The following is a 22,997-nucleotide window of genomic DNA, read 5'->3' on the forward strand; positions in this document are numbered from 1 at the left end:
TATCTATCCAGAACGGCCAGTCGATTGCCAGTAATGAAAAAGGCCGCGACGGGAAACCGCCGCGGCCTTTGATTGACCTGGAGGCAGTCTCGATCAGACTTCGTCGCGGCCCGATGCCAGGATTGAGATCAGCGTGATCACGGCAGCAAGGCCGAGATAGTAGCCGACATAAAGCATGCCGTAGTTCGTCTGCAGCCAGGTGGCGATATAGGGGGCCAGCGAGGCGCCGAAGATGCCGGCAAGATTGAAGGTGATCGACGAGCCGGTGTAGCGCACTGCGGTCGGGAAGGGGGCCGCCAGCGCGGTACCGATCAGGCCGTATGTCATGCCCATGAGTGCCATGGCGACAATCGCGAAGACGACGATGCTGCCTTCGCCGCCGGTCATCAGGCCGGGCAGGAAGAACGAGAAGATACCGATCACGACGGTGGTAAGGATCAGCACTTCGCGGCGTCCGAATCTTTCAGCGAGCCTGCCGGCGGCGGGGATGAAGATGCCGAAGGCGACCGAGCCGACAATCTGGATTTCCAGCGCGTCCAGGAAGGGAATTTTCAGAACCTTGACGTTGTAGGACAGCAGATAGGCCGAGCCGATATAGAAGAGCACGAAGGTCGCGAGCGCCACGAAGGTGCCTAGGAACAAGCTGCGCTTGTGCTTGCGGAACAGTTCCGCAACCGGCACGGCAACACGCTCATGCTTGTCAATTGCCTTCTGGAAGGCCGGTGTTTCAGTGATCGAGAGACGAACCCACAGGCCGATGACGATCAGGACGATCGAGGCGATGAATGGAACGCGCCAGCCCCAGCTCAAAAGCGCGTCCTGCGAGATGACCTGCAGCAGCAGCCAGAAGACGCCGGAGGAGAGAAAGAGGCCGACGGGTGCGCCGAGCTGCGGGAACATGCCGTACCAGCTGCGCTTGCCTTCCGGCGCATTCTCGGTTGCGAGGAGAACAGCGCCACCCCATTCGCCGCCGAGGCCGAAGCCCTGGCCGAACCGGCACAATGCGAGCAGCAGCGGCGCCACGACGCCGATCGATCCGTAGGAGGGCAGCAGGCCGATAACGACCGTAGAAATACCCATGGTGAGGAGGGCGGCGACCAGCGTCGTCTTGCGACCGATCCTGTCGCCGAAATGACCGAAGACAACGGCACCGAGCGGACGGGCGAAGAAGGCGATCGAGAAGGTGGCAAAGGAAGCGAGAAGGGCGGTGGTCGGATCGTTGTTCGGGAAGAACAGCGTCGGGAAGACCAGGACGGCTGCCGTCGCATAGACATAAAAATCAAAGAATTCGATCGTGGTGCCGACAAGGCTCGCGATCAGAACGCGCGCCGGCGAATTGACTTGCGCACTGTTCGATGAAGCGGAGGTCGGCGATACGGGAGATATCGCGTCAGACATTTTTATTCCATTCGGGATTTATAAAGAGCGCCCTTGGAAAGGGTCGAAGGCTCTTAACGCAATTTTAATTCCGCGCAAACGCCGAATGGGCAAGAAAGTGATGAAATCCGATGCCGCCGCACCGCGATGATTTTCGTCTCGCGTATTATGATTAGCTGCGTGGCCAACGCTACCTGAAATTGAGGGGATTGACGAGAATCAGTTTTAGGCGACTTCCTTCTTCGCTCTCTGATTGAGATTGAAGGAAGAAATATGCAAAAAAGGCTTATCGCAGAGTTTTTGGGGACGTTCTGGCTGGTCTTTGGCGGATGCGGCAGTGCCGTTCTTGCTGCAGCCTTTCCGGACCTTGGAATCGGCTTTGCCGGTGTTTCACTGGCATTCGGCCTGACCGTGCTGACGATGGCTTACGCCGTGGGCGGCGTTTCGGGAGGCCATTTCAATCCGGCCGTTTCCGTCGGCCTTGCGGTCGCCGGCCGATTCCCGGTGGGACGCCTCGTTCCCTATATCGTCGTGCAGGTGATCGGTGCCATTGCGGCCGCCGCTCTCCTCTATCTCGTTGCAAGCGGCAAGGCCGGCTTTGAATTGGGAGGCTTTGCCTCCAACGGCTATGGGGAGCATTCTCCCGGCGGCTATTCGCTGACTTCGGCATTGGTCATCGAAGTCGCTCTGACGCTGGTCTTCCTGATCGTCATTTTGGGCTCCACGCATGGCAGGGCACCCGCTGGCTTTGCGCCGCTTGCGATCGGCCTGGCGCTGACGCTGATCCACCTGATCTCGATCCCGGTGACGAACACATCCGTCAATCCCGCCCGCTCGACAGGCCAGGCTCTCTTTGTCGGCGGCTGGGCCCTGCAGCAGCTTTGGCTCTTCTGGCTGGCGCCGATCGCCGGCGGTGCGCTTGGCGGGCTTGTCTGGAAACTGCTCGACAAGGACGACTGAGGGCGGCCTTCGCTGCCTGTCCGGGCGAACCCGCATGGATCATCTGTGCGGGTTTTTTCATGCTGTGAGCGAACTTCAGCATGTCGCCGCAACGCGCTGATTTCGAGTCGGAAACATGCAGGCCGAGAGGGGTTCCTGAGGGGTGGAAACCTTTCGGGAAGGCACCCGGTTAATAAAAGTAAACACTTCATTAACCATAATGTTGTCATATCCCTCCCATGTCTGAGGCGAAGCGGATTCGCGGGCAAGCTTGGTGCAAGCCTCGAAAATCAGGCTGAGGTTTATTTTGGGGGTTCGTATGAGTCGCAAGCATGTCGCTGTCCTGATGGGCGGATTTTCCTCGGAGCGGCCGGTGAGCCTGTCTTCGGGAACGGCTTGCGCGGATGCTCTCGAGGGCGAGGGCTTCCAGGTTACGCGGATCGATGTCGATCGCGATATTTCTGCGAAGCTGGCGGGGCTTCGTCCCGATGTCGCCTTCAATGCGCTGCATGGCCCCTTCGGCGAGGATGGCACCATCCAGGGCATCCTCGAATATCTCGAAATTCCCTACACGCATTCCGGCGTTCTTGCCTCTGCGCTTGCGATGGACAAGGGCAAGGCCAAGGGGGTTGCAGCGGCGGCCGGCGTCCCTGTGGCGCAATCGGAAGTCATCAATCGCTTCGCCTTTCCGGCCGAGCATCCAATGAAGCCGCCCTATGTCGTGAAGCCTGTCCGGGAGGGCTCCAGTTTCGGTGTCGTGATCGTTCAGGAGGATCAGGCCCATCCGCCACAGATCATCAGTTCGCCGGAGTGGCGCTATGGCGAAGAGGTCATCGTCGAGCGGTATGTCTATGGCCGCGAACTGACATGCGGTGTCATGGGCGACAAGGCTCTCGGCGTGACCGAAGTGGTGCCGCAGGGTCACAACTTCTATGACTATGATGCCAAGTATGCTGCGGGCGGCTCAAAACACGTCATCCCGGCGAAAATTTCACCGAATATTTACCAAAAAATACAAACATTGGCGTTAAGGGCGCATCAAGCAATTGGTTGTCGTGGGGTCAGTCGGTCCGACTTCCGTTACGACGACCGGTTCTCCGAAGATGGTGAAGTTATCTGGCTGGAAGTGAATACCCAGCCGGGCATGACGCCAACCTCCCTTGTGCCCGAAATGGCCGGCCATGCCGGTTATTCCTTTGGTGAATTCTTGCGTTGGATGGTGGAGGACGCCTCTTGTTCTCGTTGACGGTCAAAAGGATAGGGCGCCCAAGCCGTCAACCGAGCGTCGCTCTTGCTGAGGGCGATGGGCGGATGGTTCTCCCGCGTCCGCTGCGCCGTGCGGTGCGCTTCCTCGTCAGTCTCGGAACTGGCCGAATCCATATTCCTGCGCATACCGGGACGATTTCTGCCCTTGCATTCTTCGCGGCGACCGGCCTCTACGGCATGTCGCTCGGCGGCCATACGGAAACAGTCGCGCAGGCGGCGACGACGGCTGCCGGTTTCGCCATCGAGGATGTGAAGGTTTCCGGCAATTCCGAAACCTCCGAAATCGAAATCTTTGAACTTCTTGGTCTCGACGGAACGACGTCGCTGGTGGCGCTCGATGTCGATGCTGCGCGCCGGAAGATCGTCAAGCTTCCGTGGGTCGAAAGCGTCGAGGTCAGGAAGATTTATCCGAAGACGATCGAGGTCAAGCTCAAGGAGCGCCAGGCCTATGCGATCTGGCAGCACGGGCAGGAGCTTTCGCTGATCGAAAGGAATGGCAGCGTCATTGCACCGCTTCGCGACAACAAGTTTTCGACGTTGCCGCTCGTTGTCGGCCGAGATGCAGAAAGTGCTGCGGCTTCGCTCGAAGGCGAGTTTTCGAAGTGGCCGGACATCACGTCGCGCGTGAAGGCTTACGTCTGGGTCTCCGGCCGCCGCTGGGACCTGCACATGGATAACGGCGTGGTGGTGAAGCTGCCGTCCGACGATGTCGATCAGGCGCTCGCCAGGCTGTCGAAATTCAACAAGGAACAGGATCTTCTGGCGCGCGACATCGCAGCGGTCGATCTCAGGCTGGTGGACAGGACCGCGATCCAACTGACTCCGGAGGCGGTGGCGCGCCGGCAGGTCGTTGTCGATCAGCGGACCAAGGATTTGAAGAAGGCGGGGCAGAATATATGAGCTTGTTCGGTTCGTCCCATTTCGGATTGCCGCGCCTGAAGCCGCTGTCGTCGAAGCGGTCGCATATCGTTTCGGTGCTCGACATCGGATCGACCAAGGTCGTTTGCATGATCGGCCGCCTGACGCCCCGCGAAGAGAGCGAGATTCTTCCGGGCCGCACGCACGACATCGAAATCATCGGCATCGGCCACCAGCGCTCCCGCGGCATCAAGACCGGCGTCATCGCCGATCTCGATGCGCTCGAAGGTGTCATCCGACTTGCCGTCGATGCGGCCGAGCGTATGGCGGGCCTTACCGTCGAAAGCCTGATTGTCAATCTGACGGCCGGCCGTCTGGGCAGCGACATCTACACGGCGACGATTGATCTCGGCGGCCAGGAAGTCGAACTCAACGATCTCAAGAAGGTGCTTGCAGCCGCCTGCCAGCAGTCGCTGCGCCAGGATCGCGCCGTGCTGCACTCTCTCGCAACCGGCTTCTCGCTCGATGGCGAACGCGGTATCCGCGACCCGCTGGCGATGTATGGCGATGTGCTTGGCGTCGACATGCATGTCGTGACCGCCGAACGTGCCGCATTGAAGAACCTCGAGCTCAGCGTCAATCGCGCGCATCTCTCCGTCGAGGGCATCGTTGCGACACCTTACGCCTCCGGGCTGGCGGCTCTCGTCGACGACGAGGTCGAGCTCGGCTGCTGCGCGATCGATATGGGCGGCGGCGCGACGACGATCTCGGTCTTTGCCGAAGGCAAGCTGGTCCATACGGATGCCGTCGGTCTTGGGGGCCTTCACGTCACGACCGATCTGGCGCGCGGCCTTTCGACCCGCATCGAAGACGCGGAGCGCCTGAAAGTGGTTCACGCTTCGGCATTCTCGAACTCCTCCGACGAGCGCGAGCTCATCTCGATCCCGCCGATCGGGGAAGACGAGCGCGATCAGCCGACGCAGGTGCCGCGCGCGCTCGTTTCGCGCATCGTCGGTGCACGCATCGAGGAAACGATGGAATTGATCCGCGACCGGATCCAGCGCTCGGGCTTCAGCCCGATCGTCGGAAAGCGCGTCGTGCTGACGGGCGGCGCAAGCCAGTTGACCGGTCTTGCGGAAGTGGCGCGGCGCATCCTGGCGCGCAACGTCCGCATCGGCCGTCCGATGGGCGTCTCGGGTCTGCCGACGGCAGCCAAGGGACCGGCGTTTTCGACGGCGGTCGGACTGATGATCTATCCGCAGGTCGCGGACATGGAAACACATGCGTCACAGAGCGGTCTGCTCATGTCGCTTGGGGGTAATAACAGCCGCATCGCCCGGATGGGCCAGTGGCTGAAGGAAAGCTTCTGATATTGAGTGAATTGGCCGGCGTGGCGATGCGGCCATAAAGAGAAGGAACAGGTACCATGACTATCAAGCTGCAAAAGCCGGATATCACTGAGCTGAAGCCGCGTATCACCGTGTTCGGTGTCGGCGGCGGCGGCGGCAATGCTGTCAACAACATGATCTCTGCCGGTCTCCAGGGCGTCGACTTCGTCGTTGCCAATACGGATGCCCAGGCGCTGACCATGACGAAGGCCGAACGCATCATCCAGCTCGGCGCCAACGTCACCGAGGGTCTCGGTGCCGGTTCGCAGCCGGAAGTCGGCCGCGCAGCCGCCGAAGAGTGCATCGATGAGATCATCGATCACCTCAACGGCACGCATATGTGCTTCGTCACCGCCGGCATGGGCGGCGGCACAGGTACGGGTGCTGCCCCGGTCGTCGCGCAGGCCGCGCGCAACAAGGGCATCCTGACCGTCGGCGTCGTCACCAAGCCGTTCCACTTCGAAGGCGGTCGCCGCATGCGTCTTGCCGAATCCGGCATCGAGGAACTGCAGAAGTCAGTCGATACGCTGATCGTCATTCCGAACCAGAACCTCTTCCGTATCGCAAACGATAAGACGACCTTCGCCGACGCTTTCGCCATGGCCGACCAGGTTCTCTATTCGGGCGTTGCCTGCATCACCGATCTGATGGTGAAGGAAGGTCTCATCAACCTCGATTTCGCCGACGTCCGCTCGGTCATGCGCGAAATGGGCCGCGCGATGATGGGCACCGGCGAAGCATCCGGCCAGGGACGCGCGATGCAGGCTGCCGAAGCTGCAATCGCCAACCCGCTGCTCGATGAAACCTCGATGAAGGGTGCTCAGGGCCTCCTGATCTCCATCACCGGCGGCCGCGACCTGACGCTCTTCGAAGTCGACGAGGCTGCGACCCGCATTCGCGAAGAAGTCGATCCGGATGCCAACATCATCCTCGGCGCGACCTTCGACGAATCGCTCGAAGGCATCATCCGTGTCTCTGTCGTTGCGACCGGTATCGACCGTGCGATGAACGAAGCTGCTGCGAAGAACTTCCAGTCTGCCGCCAAGCCGACTATCCGTCCTTCCGCGGCCGTTGCTCCGGCACCGGCCGCAGTTCAGCCTGCGCCAGTCATGCAGGCACCGAAGCCGGCCGATCCGATCGCGCAGACCATCCGCATGGCAGAAGCCGAGATCGAACGCGAGCTCGAAATCCCGGCTCCGCGGCCTGCAGCTCCGGTTCAGCAGCCTGTTGCTCAGGACGCGTTTCGTCCGCAGAGCCGCATCTTCGCAGCCGCTCAAGAAGCTCCGGCCGCTCGCCCGGCTCCGGTGCAGCCCGCGCCGGCACCTGTTATGAGCCAGCCGGCGCCGCAGCCGGTCATGCAGCAGCAGCCGGTTCGCCAGGAACCTGCCATGCAGCAGCCGGTCCGCATGCCGAAGGTCGAGGACTTCCCGCCGGTCGTTCAGGCCGAGATCGATCACCGCGCCCAACCAGCTGCCGCACAGGCGCATGAGGAGCGCGGCCCGATGGGCCTGCTGAAGCGAATCACCAATTCGCTCGGCCGCCGCGAAGAGGAAGTCGCTCCCGAGATGACGGCAGCGCCTGCCGCCGCTTCGCAGCAGCGCCGCCCGCTCTCGCCCGAGGCGAGCCTTTATGCGCCACGCCGCGGCAATCTCGACGACCAGGGCCGCAGTGTTCCGCAGGCCCGCATGATGCAGGAAGACGACCAGCTTGAGATTCCTGCCTTCTTGCGCCGCCAGTCGAACTGAGCGGACACAGAATCGCCACGCATGCGCCCGGGATCACGGTTCCGGGCGCAGCTGTTTCAAAGTGTCATATAAGTTGATGATTCCTAAATCATTTCAAGCGGATGGTTTCGTAACAAAGCGAAACGAACAGTGATTTGGATTGGAGCCCGGCCGCACGTATGAATGACGTCATGGGACCGTGCCTTGCCGCCTTCATGGCGACAATTCGGCGATGGGCAAAATAGGTTGGCGGTTGGTTATTCGGTGCTTTTGGCGCTACGGACCGTAAATGCAATAAAGGCAGAATTTTATGGTTATTGGCATGCTTGGCTTCCAGACGACGGTTTCGCGCCCGGTGACGCTTTCGGGCGCCGGCGTCCATTCCGGCGCGGAAGTCACCATTACTTTCAATCCAGCTGAAGTCGATACCGGCGTCGTTTTCCATCGCATGCATGACGACGGCAGCGTCACCGAGCTGCGTGCCGTCTCCGCTCAGGTCGGCAGCACCGATCTTTGCACCGTCCTTGGCTTTTCCCCGGCGCATTCGGTTGCGACGATCGAACATGTCATGGCAGCGCTCTACGCGCTCGGTCTCGATAACGTCGTGATCGAGGTTTACGGCGCCGAAATGCCGATCATGGACGGCAGTTCGGCACCCTTTATCGAGGCGATCGAGCAGATTGGCCTCGTTTCGCTCGGCGTGAAGCGCCGCTATATCCGCATCACCAAGCCGGTTCGCATCGAGCATGGCGGCTCCTGGAGCGAGTTCCGTCCGTATGACGGCACGCGCTTCGAAGTCGAGATCGATTTCGAATGCCCGCTGATCGGCCATCAGAAATGGGAAGGAAATCTGACGGCAGCGACCTTCAAGTCCGAACTGTCGCGCGCACGCACCTTCGGCTTCATGCGTGACGTGGAGCGTCTCTGGGCCTCCGGCCATGCGCTCGGTTCGTCGCTTGAGAATTCAGTCGTCATCTCCGACGACAATACGGTCATCAACGTCGAAGGCCTGCGCTACGCAAAGGATGAGTTCGTGCGTCACAAGGCGCTCGATGCCGTCGGCGACCTGGCACTTGCCGGCGCTCCCTTCATCGGCTGCTACCGCTCTTATCGCGGTGGTCACAAGATGAATGCCAATGCTTTGAAGGCGCTGCTCAGCGACACGACTGCCTACGAAGTTGTCGAGACTTCTGCTGCGCGCCCGCGCGTTACACCCCGCGATTTCGTCGCCGTTAACGCTCCCGGATTCGCCCCCTGGTCGGCATGACCTCCACACCAAATTTCAGGCCAGGGCCGCCTCCTTCGGGAGGCGGTTTTTTTTAGCACTTCCGTAAGCCGATAACTGTTCTGCAGCATATGCTTAGGAGCAACAGGTCCGATTAAAGTCAAAAACCGGGATATTCTGACGCTTGCTGCCACAAAAATGCGTTAATGGCTCATCATTGCGTTGCTCTCGCCACACATTTGTGGCTAGAAACGCCCGCGAGGTGTGGCTGCCGCAGGGTGGGGTAGCGGCAGTTGGGATTCTTCTATGGATTATGCAAGGTCTGAAGGTATGATGAAGACAGCGCGCGCTTTGCTCGCATCGCTCGTGATTTTGAGTGCAGGCGCCTTGATTTCCGGTTGCCAGTCGGACCCTGATATCGACATCACCAAGCTCGGCCTTAACAACGATCCGCCGGACGTCCTCTACAACCAGGCGCTTGCCAACATGAAGGCCGGCAACATGGCCGAAGCCGCGCGCAAGTTCGACGCGATCGACCGCGAAAACCCGTTCTCCGAATGGGCGCGCAAGGCTCTCGTGATGAGCACCTTCGTGAAGTACCGCCAGGGCAAGATCGACGACGCCCTCGCATCGGGCAACCGCTATATGGCGCAATATCCGAAGTCTGAAGATGCGGCATATGTTCAGTATCTGATCGGCCTCAGCTATTCGAAGCAGATTTCCGACGTGACGCAGGATCAGCGGGCTTCCTCCAAGACCATCGAAGCCATGCAGGCCGTCATCGACAACTATCCGGACTCCGAATATGTCGACGACGCGCAGGCCAAGATCCGCTACGCCCGCGACCAGCTCGCTGGCAAGGAAATGCAGGTCGGCCGTTATTATCTCGAGCGCAAGGAATATCTTGCAGCCGTCTCCCGCTTCCGTATCGTGGTTGAGAAGTATCCGAACACGAATCAGATCGAGGAAGCGCTGGCGCGTCTCGTCGAGGCCTATTACGCGATGGGAATCGTCGAAGAAGCCCAGACGGCAGCCGCCGTTCTCGGTCACAACTATCCGGATAGCCAGTGGTATGCCGATTCCTTCAAGCTGCTGCAGTCGGGCGGTGCGGAGCCCCGGGAGAACAAGGGCTCCTGGATTTCCGCAGCCGGCAGGAAGCTGCTGCTCGGCTCGTGAGGCCTGACACGCAATGCTGATCCAGCTTTCGATCCGCGATATCGTTCTGATCGAGCGGCTGGATCTTGCCTTCGAAACCGGGCTCTCGGTTCTGACGGGCGAAACCGGTGCCGGCAAATCCATTCTCCTCGACAGTCTTTCGCTGGCGCTTGGCGGGCGCGGCGACGGCGGTCTCGTGCGCCACGGCGAGGACAAAGGGCAGGTGACGGCCGTCTTCGACGTGCCGATGGATCACGGTGTCCGCCAGCTTCTGCGCGAGAACGGGATTGATGACGAGGGCGACCTCATCTTCCGGCGCCAGCAATCGGCCGACGGCCGCACCAAGGCCTATGTCAACGATCAGCCGGTGAGCGTGCAGCTGATGCGCCAGGCCGGGCAGATGCTCGTCGAAATCCACGGCCAGCACGATGACCGTGCGCTTGTCGATACGCATGCGCACCGGCTTCTGCTCGATGCCTTCGCCGGCATCAACGAGGATGCGGCGGCGGTCTCCGAGCTTTACCGCATCTGGCGCGACGCGGAGCGAACGCTGAAAAAGCATCGCGAAAAGGTGGAGAACGCGGCCCGCGAAGCCGACTATCTCCGGTCCTCCGTCGACGAGTTGGAAAAGCTCTCGCCGCAGGACGGCGAGGAGGAGGAGCTTGCCGACCGCCGCCAGAAGATGATGAAAGCGCAACGCATTGCAGGCGACATCGCCGAGGCCTCCGAGTTTTTGAACGGCAATGCCTCTCCGGTGCCGCATATCGCCTCGCTGGTGCGCCGCCTGGAGCGCAAGAGCCACGAGGCGCCTGGACTGCTGGAAGACACGGTGGCGCTGCTCGATGCGGCTCTGGACCAGCTTTCCAACGCGCAGATGGAAGTGGAGGCAGCACTCCGAAAGACGGAATTCGATCCGAAGGAACTGGAGCGCGTCGAGGAGCGACTCTTTGCCCTGCGCGCCGCGTCCCGCAAATATTCCGTGCCTGTGACCGAGCTTCCGGCGCTTGCCGTGCGAATGATCGCCGACCTTGCCGATCTCGATGCCGGCGAGGAGAAGCTGGTGAAGCTCGAAGCCGAGGTGGGTGTCGCCAAGGCGAATTACGATGCCGCGGCCCGCTCGCTTTCGGACAAGCGTCACCACGCAGGCGAAGCGCTCGCCGCCGCCGTCATGGCGGAATTGCCGGCGCTCAAGCTGGAGCGTGCGCGCTTCATGGTCGAGATGACGACCGACGCGGCAGACGCAACGGCCGAGGGCATCGATGTCGTCGAGTTTCACGTTCAGACGAACCCCGGGACGCGTCCGGGCTCGATCATGAAGGTGGCATCGGGCGGCGAGCTTTCGCGCTTCCTGCTTGCTCTGAAAGTGGCGCTTGCCGATCGCGGTTCGGCGCCGACGCTCGTCTTTGACGAAATCGACACCGGTGTCGGTGGTGCCGTTGCCGATGCGATCGGCCAGCGACTGAAGCGGCTCTCCGACCGCGTGCAGGTTCTCTCGGTCACCCATGCCCCGCAGGTCGCCGCGCGTGCAGCAACGCACCTGCTTATCTCCAAGGGACCGGTTTCTGACGGCTCTGAAAAGATTGCCACGCGCGTCGCGACGATGGTGCACAAGGACCGCACGGAAGAAATCGCCCGCATGCTTGCTGGAGCCTCCGTGACCGAAGAGGCGAGGGCGGCTGCGGCTCGGCTGTTGGCGGGAAATGGTTAGGCACAAGGTCATGCCGTGGGATTGATCTTCGCCCCAACTTCTCCCCCGTTTTGACGGGAGTGGGGACGTGCTTCACTCAAGCGGACGTACTGCTGAAACGGCGCGGGCATATACCTTCTCCCCGTCACAACGGGGAGAAGGTGCCGGCAGGCGGAAGAAGGGCGGCCTCATCCACCTCTCTTTCAATCCATAATTTTTGCTCTAAAACGATTCCAGATTCTCTGGAGTGATCCCGTATGCCGACCGAATCCGTTGCAGTTGAAGACCTGACGATCGATGATGCCGCCACCGAGCTCGCGCGGCTGGCGAAAGAGGTCGCCCATCACGACGCGCTCTATCATGGCAAGGATCAGCCGGAGATTTCGGACGCCGATTACGATGCACTGAAGCGGCGCAACGATGCGATCGAGGCGCGGTTTCCGGAGCTGATCCGCCAAGACAGCCCGTCGCGCCGCGTCGGCGCTGCACCTTCGGTGACCTTTGCGCCGGTCGTCCATGCGCGCCCGATGCTGTCGCTCGACAATACGTTTTCGCAGGAGGACGTGCAGGATTTTGTGGCCGGCGTCTATCGCTTCCTCGGGCGCCTGCCGGACCAGTCGATCGCCTTTACCGCCGAACCGAAGATCGATGGGCTCTCCATGTCGATCCGTTACGAGAACGGCAGGCTGGTGACGGCTGCAACGCGCGGCGACGGCACAACGGGCGAGAACGTCACGGCCAATATCCGCACCATCAAGGAGATTCCGAACGAACTGCCGAAGGGGGTGCCGGCCGTCGTGGAAGTGCGCGGTGAAGTCTACATGGCAAAGAGCGACTTTATGGCGCTCAACAAGCAGATGGAGGCCGAGGGAAAGCAGACCTATGTCAACCCGCGCAACACGGCAGCCGGATCGCTGCGCCAGCTCGACGCGAAGGTGACGGCAAGCCGCAAGCTGAAATTTTTTGCCTACGCCTGGGGCGAAATGTCCGACATGCCGGCCGACACGCAATTCGACATGGTACAGCGCTTCAGGGACTGGGGCTTTCCGGTCAATCCGGCGATGAAGCGGCTGAATTCTGTGGCCGATATCCTCGCCCATTACGACGAGATCGGCCTGAAGCGCCCCGACCTCGACTACGATATCGACGGCGTCGTCTATAAGGTCGACAGCCTTGAACTGCAGCAGCGCCTTGGCTTCCGCTCGCGCAGCCCGCGCTGGGCGACGGCGCATAAATTCCCGGCGGAACAGGCCTTCACCACCGTCGAGAAGATCGAGATTCAGGTGGGGCGTACCGGTGCATTGACGCCTGTTGCGCGGCTTACGCCCGTCACCGTCGGCGGTGTGGTAGTGACTAACGCGACGCTTCACAACGAGGATTACATCAAGGGTCTCGGCAATTCCGGTGAGCCCATTCGCGACGAGGAGCACGATATCCGGATTGGTGATACCGTGATCGTGCAGCGGGCCGGCGACGTCATCCCGCAAGTGCTCGATGTCGTCATGGAAAAGCGGCCGGCGGACGCGGTGCCCTACGAGTTTCCGAAGCGCTGCCCGGTCTGCGGTTCGCATGCGGTGCGCGAAAGAAACGAGAAAACCGGAAAGCTCGATTCGGTCACGCGCTGCACCGGCGGCTTCGTGTGCCGGGCGCAGGCAACCGAGCATCTCAAGCATTTTGTCTCGCGCAATGCCTTGGATATCGAGGGCCTGGGATCGAAACAGATCGACTTCTTCTTCGAGAGCGACGAGGAGGCACTGAGGATCCGCACCGCGCCGGATATCTTCACGCTGGAGCGGCGCCAGCAGAATTCGTTGACGAAGCTCGAAAATATCGAAGGCTTCGGCAAGGTCAGCGTCGGCAAGCTATATGCGGCGATCAACGAACGGCGCAGCATCGCGCTTCACCGCTTCATCTACGCGCTGGGCATCCGCCATGTCGGCGAGACGACGGCAAAGCTGCTGGCGCGCTCCTACGGCACCTACGAGGCTTTTGCCGCGGCGATGAAGGAGGCCGCGCCACTCTCCGGCGATGCCTGGAACGACCTGAACGCCATCGAAGGCATCGGTGAGATCGTCGCCCGCGCGATCGTGGAGTTCTACAAGGAGCCGCGCAATGTCGAGGTAATCTCGGCCCTGCTTTCGGAAGTGACGCCGCAGGAGGCGGAGCAGCCGGTCACCTCCGGCAGCCCGGTTTCCGGCAAGACGGTGGTCTTCACCGGCTCGCTCGAGAAGTTCACCCGCGACGAGGCCAAAGCCAAAGCCGAGAGCCTCGGCGCAAAGGTCGCCGGATCGGTCTCCAAGAAGACCGATATCGTCGTTGCCGGACCGGGTGCGGGCTCGAAGCTCGACAAGGCACGCGAGCTTGGCGTCCAGACCATGGATGAGGACGAGTGGCTGGCGCTGATCCGTGGATAAGCTCACTTGAGGAGCGGCATCCTCGGGCGAAGGTGCCTTTAGGCGTTCGGTATTCAATCGTCAGCAAGGCGAACCGGACGGGACCGTCAGATATCAAGAAGACATTCGGCACCAACGTCGATCTCGCTGGCTATCACAGGGTGATCTTCGACATCGGCCGCAAAATACCGGTTGATCGTGCATGTCGCGCATAGTTATGGCCGTGGGCTGATCAAATTTGTCGGGACGCATGCTGAATGTGACAGGATCGATCCGCAGATTGTGTAACGGACATCGGGCCGATTGGAAGCGATGCTGATCTCGCTTGGGCGATTGGCGAAATCACACCGTATTTCGGTGCGCCTCTGGCAACCGGCTGCGCGGAGGCGGATCGATCCGAGTGCTTTCCGATCTTATCGAAGCCTATGAAAGCCGGCACTTTCCGGCGGCCGAAGTGGAGCCGGTCGACTTTCTTCATGCCTTCGTGGACATGCCGGCCGCACGCAGGCTGACCGCGGCGATGTTTTTGGATCCCGTTCCCGGGCCTTCGAGATTCTCCGTCGCAAGCGCGCGCTACGGTGGAAATGATCGTTAAGCTCAACGAGGCATGGGGCCATTCTGGCCGATCGCCTCGGAAAGCCTTACTAGCTGGCCCTGGCTTAGACCGGCTAGAGGCGCACCCGCGCCATCGCATAAGCGTCGACATACCCCCCGGCACGGAAGGCAAAGGCCTTGAGCAGGCCTTCCTCTTCGAAGCCGAATCTTCTGTAGAGGGCGATCGCGGCCTCGTTGTCGGTGTACACCGATAGTTCCAGTCGTTTTATGTTCATCCAGTTGTCGGCCATGTCGATGAGTTCGGCGAGCAATGCGCTGCCGATGCCCTTGCCGGTGAAATCGTCGTGGACCCCCATGCCGATGCTGGCTGCATGGCTGCGCCGCCCCAGATAGCGCATCATGCCTGCGTCACCGACGATCCGGTCGTCCAATTCCGCAACGAGGTTGACCTGGCCAGGGCCGGCGTTTTCGAAGCGTTTGCGGGTTTCGTCGACGGTTTGATAGGGCAGGCGCAGGGTGCCGAAGCGGAAGCCTGGCAGGTTGATGAGCGCCGTCACTGCCTCGATATCGGAGGCGCGCAACGCCCGAATGGTCAAGCCTGCCATCGCTGGCGGACGTTCGGATGGATTGTTTTCTATCGCTTTCAAAATGCTCTCCTTGAATTTGAAAGAGGAGAGCAGACTTCAAAAACCCTGCTCACCTCGGCAGGGCTTTCGGGACTGATCGGACGGCTAACGTGCCAATGCTGCCCCGCACCCTGCATGGGTCGTGGTCATATGGATGGCCGTGGGAATGATGTTCGATCGGATCATCAGCAAAAAGTCGTTGATCCTTTCGCGAAAGTCAACCTGCGGCATTTGCCTGGCTGAAGCCGCGCGATAAGCCTGTCGTTGAGGGCAGAATCGCGGAGCAGCCTTGAAGACCATCGCCATCGATTTCGAAACGGCCAATGAGCAGCGCGGCAGCGCCTGTTCGGTCGGGCTTGCCTGGATCGATGAGGGCAGGGTCACTCGTGTCGAGGAACGGCTGATCCGGCCGAAGGATATGCGTTTTTCCGGGATGAATATCGCAATCCACGGCATCCGGCCCGAGCATGTGGAAGATGCGCCGGAATTTCCGGAAGTCATGGAGGAATTCCACGATGATTTCCGGGGCGCGACGATGATCGCGCACAATGCCGCCTTCGATTTCAGCGTCTGGCGCGCTTCGCTCGACCTTTATCGCCAGTCCTATCCGGAACTCAGTTATCTCTGCAGCCTCAAGATGGCGCAGCGCATCTGGCCGCAGTTCCTCTCGCACAGATTGAACGTGATCGCCGAGCATCTCGGCCTGCGCTTTTCCCACCACAATGCCGCGGAGGATGCTGCAGTCTGCGCCCATGCGGCGATCGAGATGGCAAGGGCCGTCAAGGCCGTTGCGGTGCATGCCATTCCCGCGGCAATCGGCATGACACCCGGCAGGCTCACCGCAAACGGCTACGAGCCCTGCACCTGCCGCAAGGCATAGCCAGCTTTCTTGTTTTGGCGGTGGCCGTACTTATCTAGTGAAGCGGATTATTCACGGAGCCGCCATGTCCACTTTGCGCAAGCTTGTTCTTTCCGCCGCTTCGGTTGCCGCGCTTAGCGCAGGGGCCGCGTCTGCCGAGGTCGTTGGCAAGGTCGGCGTCGACTGGATCGGCAACGACATCATCGTCGATGCCATCGCCGATCCGGAGGTGAAGGGCGTGACCTGCCACGTCACTTATTTCGACCGCAGCGTGATCGACCGGGTGAAAAACGGCAACTGGTTCGAGGATCCCTCGAACAATTCGATCGCCTGCCGCCAGACGGGACCGATCGAAATCGGTGACATCAATCTCTCGAGAGATGGCGACGAGGTGTTCAAGGCGGGCATGTCGCTCATCTGGAAGAAGCTGGTCGTTAACCGCATCTACGACAAGTCCAACGACACGCTGATCTATCTCGCACATTCGCGCGAGCTGACAGATGGCTCGGCGAAGATGTCGATCTCGACGATCCCGCTCTACGGCCAGAACGTCACCTGGAAGAACGGCAAGCCGCAATAACGAAAAGGCCCAGTTTTCGCCGGGCCCCTGGTTTTGAGCGGAAGGCTTCTTACGCAGCCTGTGCCAGTTCGTCGGCGATGACAGTGTCGAGGTTCAGGAAGCAGACCATGGTCTTTTCCAGCGCCACGATGCCGCGGCAGAAGGCGCGCTGGGCTTCCGGGATGATTTCCGGCGCAGGCTGCAGGTCTTCGCTCTTGATGGTCATCATGTCGGAAACCTGCTCGACGAGGAGGCCGACGAGCTTGCCGGCGATGTCGGTGACGATGATGGCGGAGCGCTCCGACGGCTCCGTCATCTTCATGCCGAGACGGCAGGCCATGTCGATGACCGGGATCACTGCACCGCGAAGGTTGATGAGGCCGAGCACGTAGGGCGGCGTATGCGGCATTGGCGTCACCGGCGCCCATCCGCGGATTTCGCGGATCGCCATGATGTCGATGCAGAATTCCTGTTCGGCGAGATGAAAGGAAACGATTTCGAGATGGGAACCGGCCTGTGTGATGATGGCGCTTGTCATGATCAGAATTCTTCCCAGTTGTCTCCGGCCGGAGCGGCCACGGCTTTGGCGGCGGCGCCGCCACTGAATGCGCCCGCGACTTCGCCAATCAGGCTCCGTGCAGGTGAAAGGTTTCGGATGCGAGGCGGCGGTTGCTTCTCGCGGCGGGTGACGGGCGTTCATGCCCTCGCCGGTCTTGAACTGCCTACCCAGCGGATCGGATTTCGGCGTCCGTGGCTGATGGCAGTGTTGATGTCGTTCAGTCTAACGGATTTTTCGCTCGCAGAGGTTACGATTGATTTAACGTGCACCGCCGATGCGCAAACATCTGCCAATGCGGAGGGTGAGGCAATTAATCACGGGCAGGAAAACGGGATGTTGAATTGCGTGCGTGGCGCCGAAGAGCTATCAGGCGGGCAGTCGCGGGCCGCGCCGTCCGCTTGCTTTCAGGGGTCGCAGACATGAAGAATTTCCGTGTTGCTGTTTGGGTGGCCGTCATCATCGTCGCGGCGGTGCTCGGATGGCTGACGCTGAACATCACGAAGACGAGGGATATGCCGCTCGCCGAGGGGCCGTTCGGCGTTCCGTTCACGCTCGTTTCCCAAAGCGGCGAGCCGATCACCGAGCAGGCGTTGCGCGGCAAGCCGACCGCGGTGTTCTTCGGCTTCACGCATTGCCCCGAGGTTTGCCCGACGACGCTCTTCGAACTCAATGGCTGGATGGAGAAAGTCGATCCGGCGGGCGACAAGATACAGGCCTATTTCGTCACGGTCGATCCGGAGCGCGATACGCCGGAAATCATGAACCAGTATGTCTCGAACGTTTCGAAGCGCATCACCGGCATCTCCGGTCCGCCGGAGAAGGTTGCCGACGTCATCAAGGGCTTCCGCGTCTACGCCAAGAAGGTGCCGGTCGATGAGAAGGATCCGAATGGTGAATATACGATGGATCACACGGCATCTGTCTTCCTCCTTGATTCCGAGGGCCGTTTCGCCGGCACGATCGCCTATGGCGAAAACCCGGACACGGCGGTAAAGAAGCTGGAGAATTTGATCAGCAAGGGATGAAACTATGGGGGCCGGGCATCGCAACATCCTGATCGCCGGTGCCGGCGCGACGGGTCTTGCGGTAGCAATCGAGCTTGCCCGGCGAGGCTTTCGCCCGCGCATCATCGACAGCGATGTAGGCCCGGTGCCGCTTTCGGAAAGCCGGGCGCCCGGCATCAATGCGCGCACGCTGACCTTGCTTTCGCCTTCCCGGGCCGCTGACGCAATCCAGCAGGAGGCCTATCGGATCGATCGCTTTCGGGTACGGTCGGGCAAGAAAGTGCTTTTCGAGATCGATCCTTCCAAAATCGACGGCCGCTTTCCGGCAATCCAGGTGCTTGCGCAGGGCCATACGGAACGGCTGCTGCTCGGCAAGCTTTCCGACTATGAAGTCGAGCCTGAATGGCAGACGGTGCTTGAAAGCGTCACCGGCACGATGGACCGACCGCATGTGACGCTGCGCCGCGCAGATGGCTCCCGCGAGGAAGTCGACCTCGATATCCTGATCGGTGCCGATGGCGCACATTCCACCGTGCGCAAGGCTGCAGGCCTCGGCTTCCCGGGCGAGGCGATCGAAAAGGCCTTCTATCTTGCGGACTACCGCTATCCGCAGCCGATCGATCCGCGTTACGTCGAGATCAGCCTGTTCAATCCCGGCATGGTCGGTCGGATTCCCGTTTCCGGTGATTCTGTGCGCTACCTCTCGACGCTTCCCGATTTCGAAAGCCGCATCGCCCATCCGGTGCCTGGCGGCGAATTGGTGTGGACCGCGAATTTCCGCATCCATTTCCGGCATGTCGAGCGAATGTCGAAGGGTAACGTCTTCCTCGCTGGTGATGCGGCGCATATCCATTCGCCGGCGGGCGCCCGTGGCATGAATCTCGGCATCGAGGATGCCTGTTGGCTCGCCTATCTGATATCGGAAGGCAGGGAACAGGACTATGCGGACCTTCGAATGCCGGCGGTCAAAATGGTCTTGAAGCAGACCTATGGGCTAACGAGGCTGGTGACCATGCATCATCCGGTTGCGATCGGCCTTCGCAATTTTTTCACACCGCTGCTGATCCGCGTTCCGGGCTTTGCCAGGCGGTTTCTTCGCAGCGTTGCCGGTTATGACACGCCGCCGCCGGTCTGGATCGACGGCGCGCAATAGAAATAGGAAAAGTTCGAGTGAGTGAAATTCGCCTGTATGTGACGACGGCCGAAAAGAAGGCCGGGCAGGTTCTCGATCTTCTGACCGAAGTTTTCGGTGAAGAGGACTTCGCGATTGCGACGACCGAGATCGATGAGAAGAAGGATATCTGGGAAGCCTCCGTCTATATGATGAGGGAGGACGAGGACGAGGTTCGCCTTCGCGTCGAGGAGGCGCTTAAGGCGCCGTTCCCCGACCTGAGGGTCGAGCGCGAAGTCATTCCCGATATCGATTGGGTGGCGAAATCCCTTGAAGGCCTGAAGCCTGTCCGGGCAGGGCGCTTCCTCGTGCATGGCTCGCATGACCGCGGCAAGGTCCGCCCCGGGGATATCGGTATCGAAATCGATGCGGGGCAGGCTTTCGGCACCGGCCATCATGGCACGACGGCCGGCTGCCTGGAGGTGATCGACAGCGTGTTGCGTTCGCGGCCGGTCGGCAATGCGCTGGACCTCGGCACGGGCAGCGGCGTCCTGGCGATTGCGGTGCGCAAGCTCAAGAATATCCCAGTTCTCGCAACCGACATCGACCCGATCGCCACGCGTGTCGCGGCCGAAAACGTGCGGCGGAACGGCATTGCCTCGGGGATCGTTGCGAAGACTGCGCCAGGCTTTCATTCGACGGCCTTTGCGGAACACGGGCCGTTCGACCTTATCATCGCCAATATTCTGGCGCGGCCGCTGATCAAGATGGCGCCGAAGCTGGCCGAGCACCTGGCGCCTTCCGGTTCGGTGATCCTGTCAGGCATCCTCGCAGAACAGCGCTGGAAGGTGCTTTCGGCCTATAATGGCGCGAAGCTCCGCCACGTCCGCACCATCTGGCGAAACGGCTGGGTGACGATCCATCTCGACCGTCCGTAAGCTACCGGCAAAAAAAGAAGGCGGTGCCATTGGCACCGCCTTCGACCGTTAAACGGCCATGCCCGCGAGCTCGAAGGAGGAGGAGCGCTCGAGCGGGCTCTACAGTTCTGATTGCCGGTCCGTTGAGGGAGGAGGAGAAACGAAACGGCAAATAGCTCAGAACGCGTAGCTGGGTACACCCTTGTGGTGCGTAACTTTGTGGCCCGTGCCGAGCATCTTGAGGCTATCCCCATTGAGCGGGCGGCGGGCACCGATGACGTGATGCACAGTCTGGCGTTCGCCAGCCTGCACCGGGCTGCTGTAAGCGAAGCGCGACAGAGAGGCAGTCATTTTCATTTCCTTTTCGTTGCAGGCTCGGTTTCCGAAGCCGTTTGATGCGCCGTATATAGCTATTCCCAAATCCTGAGGCAGAGGGTTTCATTCATGGGAGCCATGCGTTGAATGCATAAAGCGTGCCAGTTTCGGTTTCCTTGTCACATTTCTGCCAAAGTATTGAGCGGCCTGACATGGGGCAAAGTGGCTGCTTTTTCTCCCATTGCCCTGATTTTTCGATAACATGGGCCGCCCCGCTTTTTGGCGGATTCGGATATAGCTATTGGGTTTTCAGATGTTCCAGTCTTTTGAGGTCACCTCCACGCCACAATTCGGCCGCGATCGGGTCGGGCAACTGCGCGCGAGTTTCGAGGCGCTCGGCATTGACGCCTTTCTCGTGCCGCGTGCCGATGAGTACAACGGCGAATATGTGCCGGCGGGAGCGGAGCGCCTGGCGTGGCTGACCGGCTTCACCGGGTCTGCGGGCATTGCGCTCATCACCCATAGCCAGGCGATCATTTTCGTCGACGGCCGCTACGTCACGCAGCTTGCCGAGCAGGTTGATAGTTCCGTCTTTACCGGCGGCGACCTCGTCAACGAGCCGCCGCATGTCTGGATTGCCAAGGACGGCAAGCATGGCATGCGTCTCGGCATCGATCCGTGGCTGCATTCGGGCGCCGACGTGCGGCGTCTTGAAAAGGCGCTTGCCGAGATCGGCGGCACGCTGGTGATCCTGCCGCACAATCCGCTCGACAGGCTCTGGACGGATCGGCCGGCTGAACCGCTCGGGGCCGTCGTCATCCAGAATGTCGCCCAGGCCGGCACGCTGGCAAAGGACAAGATTGCGACGATTGCCGCTGATCTCGCCAAGAAGAATGCGGCAGCCGTGCTGATCGCCGATCCGTCTTCGATTGCGTGGATCTTCAATATCCGCGGTGCCGACGTTCCGCATACGCCGCATCCGCTTGCCCGTGCCATCATCCATGCAGACGGCAAGGCCGAGCTGTTCCTTGATAAGCGCAAGACCAGCATCGAGCCGGAGGCCTATCTTGCGCAGATATGCGTGCAACTGCCGCCGTCTTCGCTCGACGAACGGCTTGCGGCCGTGTCGAAGGATGGCCGCCGGGTTATGATCGATCCGGACATCGCCTCCTATGCGCTTGCCGACATCGTCCGCAAGGCAGGCGGCGAAGTGGTGGAGGGTGCCGATCCTGCCAAGCTGCCGCGGGCGGTGAAGAACAGCGTTGAACTCAACGGCTCGGCGGCGGCCCACCTGCAGGACGGCGCGGCGATGGTCGAGTTCCTCTACTGGCTGTCGCAGGAAAAGCCGGGCACGGTGACGGAGATTGCCGCGGCCGAGAAGCTGGAGGCCGTGCGCGCCAACGTCGGCCAGAACATGCAGAACCCGCTCAAGGATGTTTCCTTCGACACGATTTCCGGCGCCGGCGAGCATGCCGCGATCATGCACTACCGCGTGACGGTCGACACCGACCGGACGATCAATGCTGGCGAGCTTTTCCTGATCGATTCCGGCGCTCAATACATCAACGGCACTACGGACATCACCCGCACCGTCGGCATCGGCGCGGTTTCGGAAGAGCAGAAGCGCTTTTTCACACTGGTGCTGAAGGGCATGATCCAGATCAGTACGGCGCGCTTTCCGAAGGGCACGCGGGGCTGCGATCTCGACCCGCTGGCGCGCATCGCGCTCTGGCGGGCGGGCGTCGATTTCGGGCACGGAACTGGCCACGGCGTCGGCTCGTATCTTTCCGTGCACGAGGGGCCGCAGCGCATATCGAGGCTTTCGACGCAGGAACTGCTGCCCGGCATGATCCTTTCCAACGAGCCGGGTTATTACCGGCCGGGCAGCTTCGGTATCCGCACAGAAAACCTGATCTATGTGCGCGAGGCGGAGGACATCGATGGCGGCGACATGCCGATGCTGGGCTTCGAGACGCTGACCTTCTGCCCGATCGACCGCACGATCGTTATTCCCGAACTGCTGACGCATGACGAGCTGCACTGGTTCAACGATTATCACGCCCGCACCCGCGAAGCGCTGATGCCGCTAATCCACGACGAGGACGTCAAAGCCTGGCTGGAGAATGCGACGCTGCCGCTGGAATATTGAGGTTTAAAGCGCCGCGCGGCCCTAGAATCCGATCGTGCGGCGCCAGGCCATGACGACAAGCCAGGCCGCGACGAGCATCCAGGTGTGCGACACCCTGAGACCGACGATGAGGGCGACGACAAGCGCCAGCTTGGAATCCCAACCGCCGTCGAAGAAGGCCGGTGCGACGATGGTCGTCAGCACGGCGGCAGGGACGGCGTTGAGGGCTGCCTCCATGCGCGGCGGGATGCGTTTCATCGTGGTGATGAGCACATAGCCGCCAATGCGCGTTGCATAGGTCGCAACAGCCGATGCGAGGATCACAAGGACCATCTGGAGATCGAATTCCATG

General features: G+C 60.9%; 21 protein-coding genes and 2 pseudogenes. 17 read left to right on the plus strand and 6 right to left on the minus strand.

The window, feature by feature from the left end; all coding sequences use genetic code 11:
- Positions 1 to 93: 93 nt before the first annotated feature.
- Positions 94 to 1,398: an MFS transporter gene (locus ACZ9DP_RS21745; protein ID WP_074068925.1), complete on the minus strand. Its 1,305-nt coding sequence runs from the start codon at positions 1,396 to 1,398 to the stop codon at positions 94 to 96.
- A gap of 252 nt (positions 1,399 to 1,650) precedes the next feature.
- On the opposite strand from ACZ9DP_RS21745, the gene aqpZ reads away from it, so the two are divergent.
- The 11 genes and pseudogenes from aqpZ (at position 1,651) to ACZ9DP_RS21800 (ending at position 14,607) form a co-directional block, all read left to right on the plus strand.
- Positions 1,651 to 2,337 (plus strand): aquaporin Z, encoded by a 687-nt coding sequence (aqpZ, locus tag ACZ9DP_RS21750; protein ID WP_283068478.1) that lies wholly within the window; start codon positions 1,651 to 1,653, stop codon positions 2,335 to 2,337.
- A gap of 298 nt (positions 2,338 to 2,635) precedes the next feature.
- Positions 2,636 to 3,562: a D-alanine--D-alanine ligase gene (locus ACZ9DP_RS21755; protein ID WP_476203538.1), complete on the plus strand. Its 927-nt coding sequence runs from the start codon at positions 2,636 to 2,638 to the stop codon at positions 3,560 to 3,562.
- Entirely contained in the window at positions 3,550 to 4,482 is a 933-nt protein-coding gene (locus ACZ9DP_RS21760) for a cell division protein FtsQ/DivIB (protein ID WP_476203539.1), read from the plus strand. The genes ACZ9DP_RS21755 and ACZ9DP_RS21760 overlap by 13 nt, the downstream gene beginning before the upstream one ends.
- Positions 4,479 to 5,810 (plus strand): cell division protein FtsA, encoded by a 1,332-nt coding sequence (ftsA, locus tag ACZ9DP_RS21765; protein ID WP_022714376.1) that lies wholly within the window; start codon positions 4,479 to 4,481, stop codon positions 5,808 to 5,810. The genes ACZ9DP_RS21760 and ftsA overlap by 4 nt, the downstream gene beginning before the upstream one ends.
- A gap of 56 nt (positions 5,811 to 5,866) precedes the next feature.
- Positions 5,867 to 7,573, plus strand: a complete 1,707-nt coding sequence (gene ftsZ / locus ACZ9DP_RS21770) for a cell division protein FtsZ (protein WP_476203540.1) — start codon at positions 5,867 to 5,869, stop codon at positions 7,571 to 7,573.
- Positions 7,574 to 7,862: 289 nt separating this feature from the next.
- Complete coding sequence (gene lpxC / locus ACZ9DP_RS21775) at positions 7,863 to 8,819, plus strand: UDP-3-O-acyl-N-acetylglucosamine deacetylase (RefSeq protein WP_476203541.1); 957 nt, start codon at positions 7,863 to 7,865, stop codon at positions 8,817 to 8,819.
- 264 nt (positions 8,820 to 9,083) lie between these two features.
- Positions 9,084 to 9,953: an outer membrane protein assembly factor BamD gene (locus ACZ9DP_RS21780; RefSeq protein ID WP_183922579.1), complete on the plus strand. Its 870-nt coding sequence runs from the start codon at positions 9,084 to 9,086 to the stop codon at positions 9,951 to 9,953.
- Between the two features lie 13 nt (positions 9,954 to 9,966).
- Entirely contained in the window at positions 9,967 to 11,640 is a 1,674-nt protein-coding gene (gene recN, locus ACZ9DP_RS21785) for a DNA repair protein RecN (protein WP_476203542.1), read from the plus strand.
- Between the two features lie 236 nt (positions 11,641 to 11,876).
- A complete protein-coding gene (gene ligA / locus ACZ9DP_RS21790) occupies positions 11,877 to 14,033 on the plus strand; it encodes an NAD-dependent DNA ligase LigA (RefSeq protein ID WP_194730025.1) in 2,157 nt (718 codons plus the stop codon).
- Positions 14,009 to 14,300: pseudogene (locus ACZ9DP_RS21795) on the plus strand (type II toxin-antitoxin system HigB family toxin). The gene ligA and the pseudogene ACZ9DP_RS21795 overlap by 25 nt, the downstream one beginning before the upstream one ends.
- A gap of 112 nt (positions 14,301 to 14,412) precedes the next feature.
- Entirely contained in the window at positions 14,413 to 14,607 is a 195-nt protein-coding gene (locus tag ACZ9DP_RS21800) for a hypothetical protein (RefSeq protein WP_476203543.1), read from the plus strand.
- A gap of 73 nt (positions 14,608 to 14,680) precedes the next feature.
- Here the strand turns inward: ACZ9DP_RS21800 and ACZ9DP_RS21805 are convergent, their stop codons facing one another.
- A complete protein-coding gene (locus tag ACZ9DP_RS21805) occupies positions 14,681 to 15,172 on the minus strand; it encodes a GNAT family N-acetyltransferase (RefSeq protein WP_194730157.1) in 492 nt (163 codons plus the stop codon).
- A gap of 310 nt (positions 15,173 to 15,482) precedes the next feature.
- Between ACZ9DP_RS21805 and ACZ9DP_RS21810 the strand changes: the two genes are divergently transcribed.
- Positions 15,483 to 16,073: a 3'-5' exonuclease gene (locus ACZ9DP_RS21810; protein ID WP_194730024.1), complete on the plus strand. Its 591-nt coding sequence runs from the start codon at positions 15,483 to 15,485 to the stop codon at positions 16,071 to 16,073.
- 64 nt (positions 16,074 to 16,137) lie between these two features.
- Positions 16,138 to 16,632, plus strand: coding sequence for a CreA family protein (locus ACZ9DP_RS21815; RefSeq protein ID WP_194730023.1), 495 nt, complete (start codon positions 16,138 to 16,140; stop codon positions 16,630 to 16,632).
- Between the two features lie 49 nt (positions 16,633 to 16,681).
- Here the strand turns inward: ACZ9DP_RS21815 and ACZ9DP_RS21820 are convergent, their stop codons facing one another.
- Both ACZ9DP_RS21820 and ACZ9DP_RS21825 read right to left on the minus strand, forming a co-directional pair.
- Positions 16,682 to 17,149 (minus strand): chemotaxis protein CheW, encoded by a 468-nt coding sequence (locus ACZ9DP_RS21820; RefSeq protein ID WP_476203544.1) that lies wholly within the window; start codon positions 17,147 to 17,149, stop codon positions 16,682 to 16,684.
- Between the two features lie 2 nt (positions 17,150 to 17,151).
- Positions 17,152 to 17,457, minus strand: a pseudogene (locus ACZ9DP_RS21825) (methyl-accepting chemotaxis protein); the annotation flags it as partial.
- A 132-nt stretch (positions 17,458 to 17,589) separates the two neighbouring features.
- Here ACZ9DP_RS21825 and ACZ9DP_RS21830 point away from each other — a divergent pair.
- Genes ACZ9DP_RS21830 through ACZ9DP_RS21840 form a run of 3 tightly spaced genes read left to right on the plus strand, consistent with a single transcriptional unit; the run spans position 17,590 to position 20,223 of the window.
- Positions 17,590 to 18,195 (plus strand): SCO family protein, encoded by a 606-nt coding sequence (locus tag ACZ9DP_RS21830; protein ID WP_194730022.1) that lies wholly within the window; start codon positions 17,590 to 17,592, stop codon positions 18,193 to 18,195.
- A 4-nt stretch (positions 18,196 to 18,199) separates the two neighbouring features.
- Positions 18,200 to 19,327, plus strand: a complete 1,128-nt coding sequence (locus tag ACZ9DP_RS21835) for an FAD-dependent oxidoreductase (RefSeq protein ID WP_476203545.1) — start codon at positions 18,200 to 18,202, stop codon at positions 19,325 to 19,327.
- Positions 19,328 to 19,344: 17 nt separating this feature from the next.
- Entirely contained in the window at positions 19,345 to 20,223 is an 879-nt protein-coding gene (locus ACZ9DP_RS21840; protein ID WP_194730020.1) for a 50S ribosomal protein L11 methyltransferase, read from the plus strand.
- Positions 20,224 to 20,379: 156 nt separating this feature from the next.
- Here ACZ9DP_RS21840 and ACZ9DP_RS21845 read toward each other — a convergent pair whose 3' ends face one another.
- Positions 20,380 to 20,553, minus strand: coding sequence for a hypothetical protein (locus ACZ9DP_RS21845; RefSeq protein ID WP_165918524.1), 174 nt, complete (start codon positions 20,551 to 20,553; stop codon positions 20,380 to 20,382).
- A gap of 277 nt (positions 20,554 to 20,830) precedes the next feature.
- On the opposite strand from ACZ9DP_RS21845, the gene ACZ9DP_RS21850 reads away from it, so the two are divergent.
- Complete coding sequence (locus ACZ9DP_RS21850; RefSeq protein WP_476203546.1) at positions 20,831 to 22,666, plus strand: aminopeptidase P family protein; 1,836 nt, start codon at positions 20,831 to 20,833, stop codon at positions 22,664 to 22,666.
- 21 nt (positions 22,667 to 22,687) lie between these two features.
- Here the strand turns inward: ACZ9DP_RS21850 and ACZ9DP_RS21855 are convergent, their stop codons facing one another.
- Complete coding sequence (locus ACZ9DP_RS21855) at positions 22,688 to 22,996, minus strand: AzlD family protein (RefSeq protein WP_039845329.1); 309 nt, start codon at positions 22,994 to 22,996, stop codon at positions 22,688 to 22,690.
- Position 22,997 lies beyond the last annotated feature (1 nt).

Source organism: Rhizobium sp. USDA 4016 (assembly GCF_056279705.1).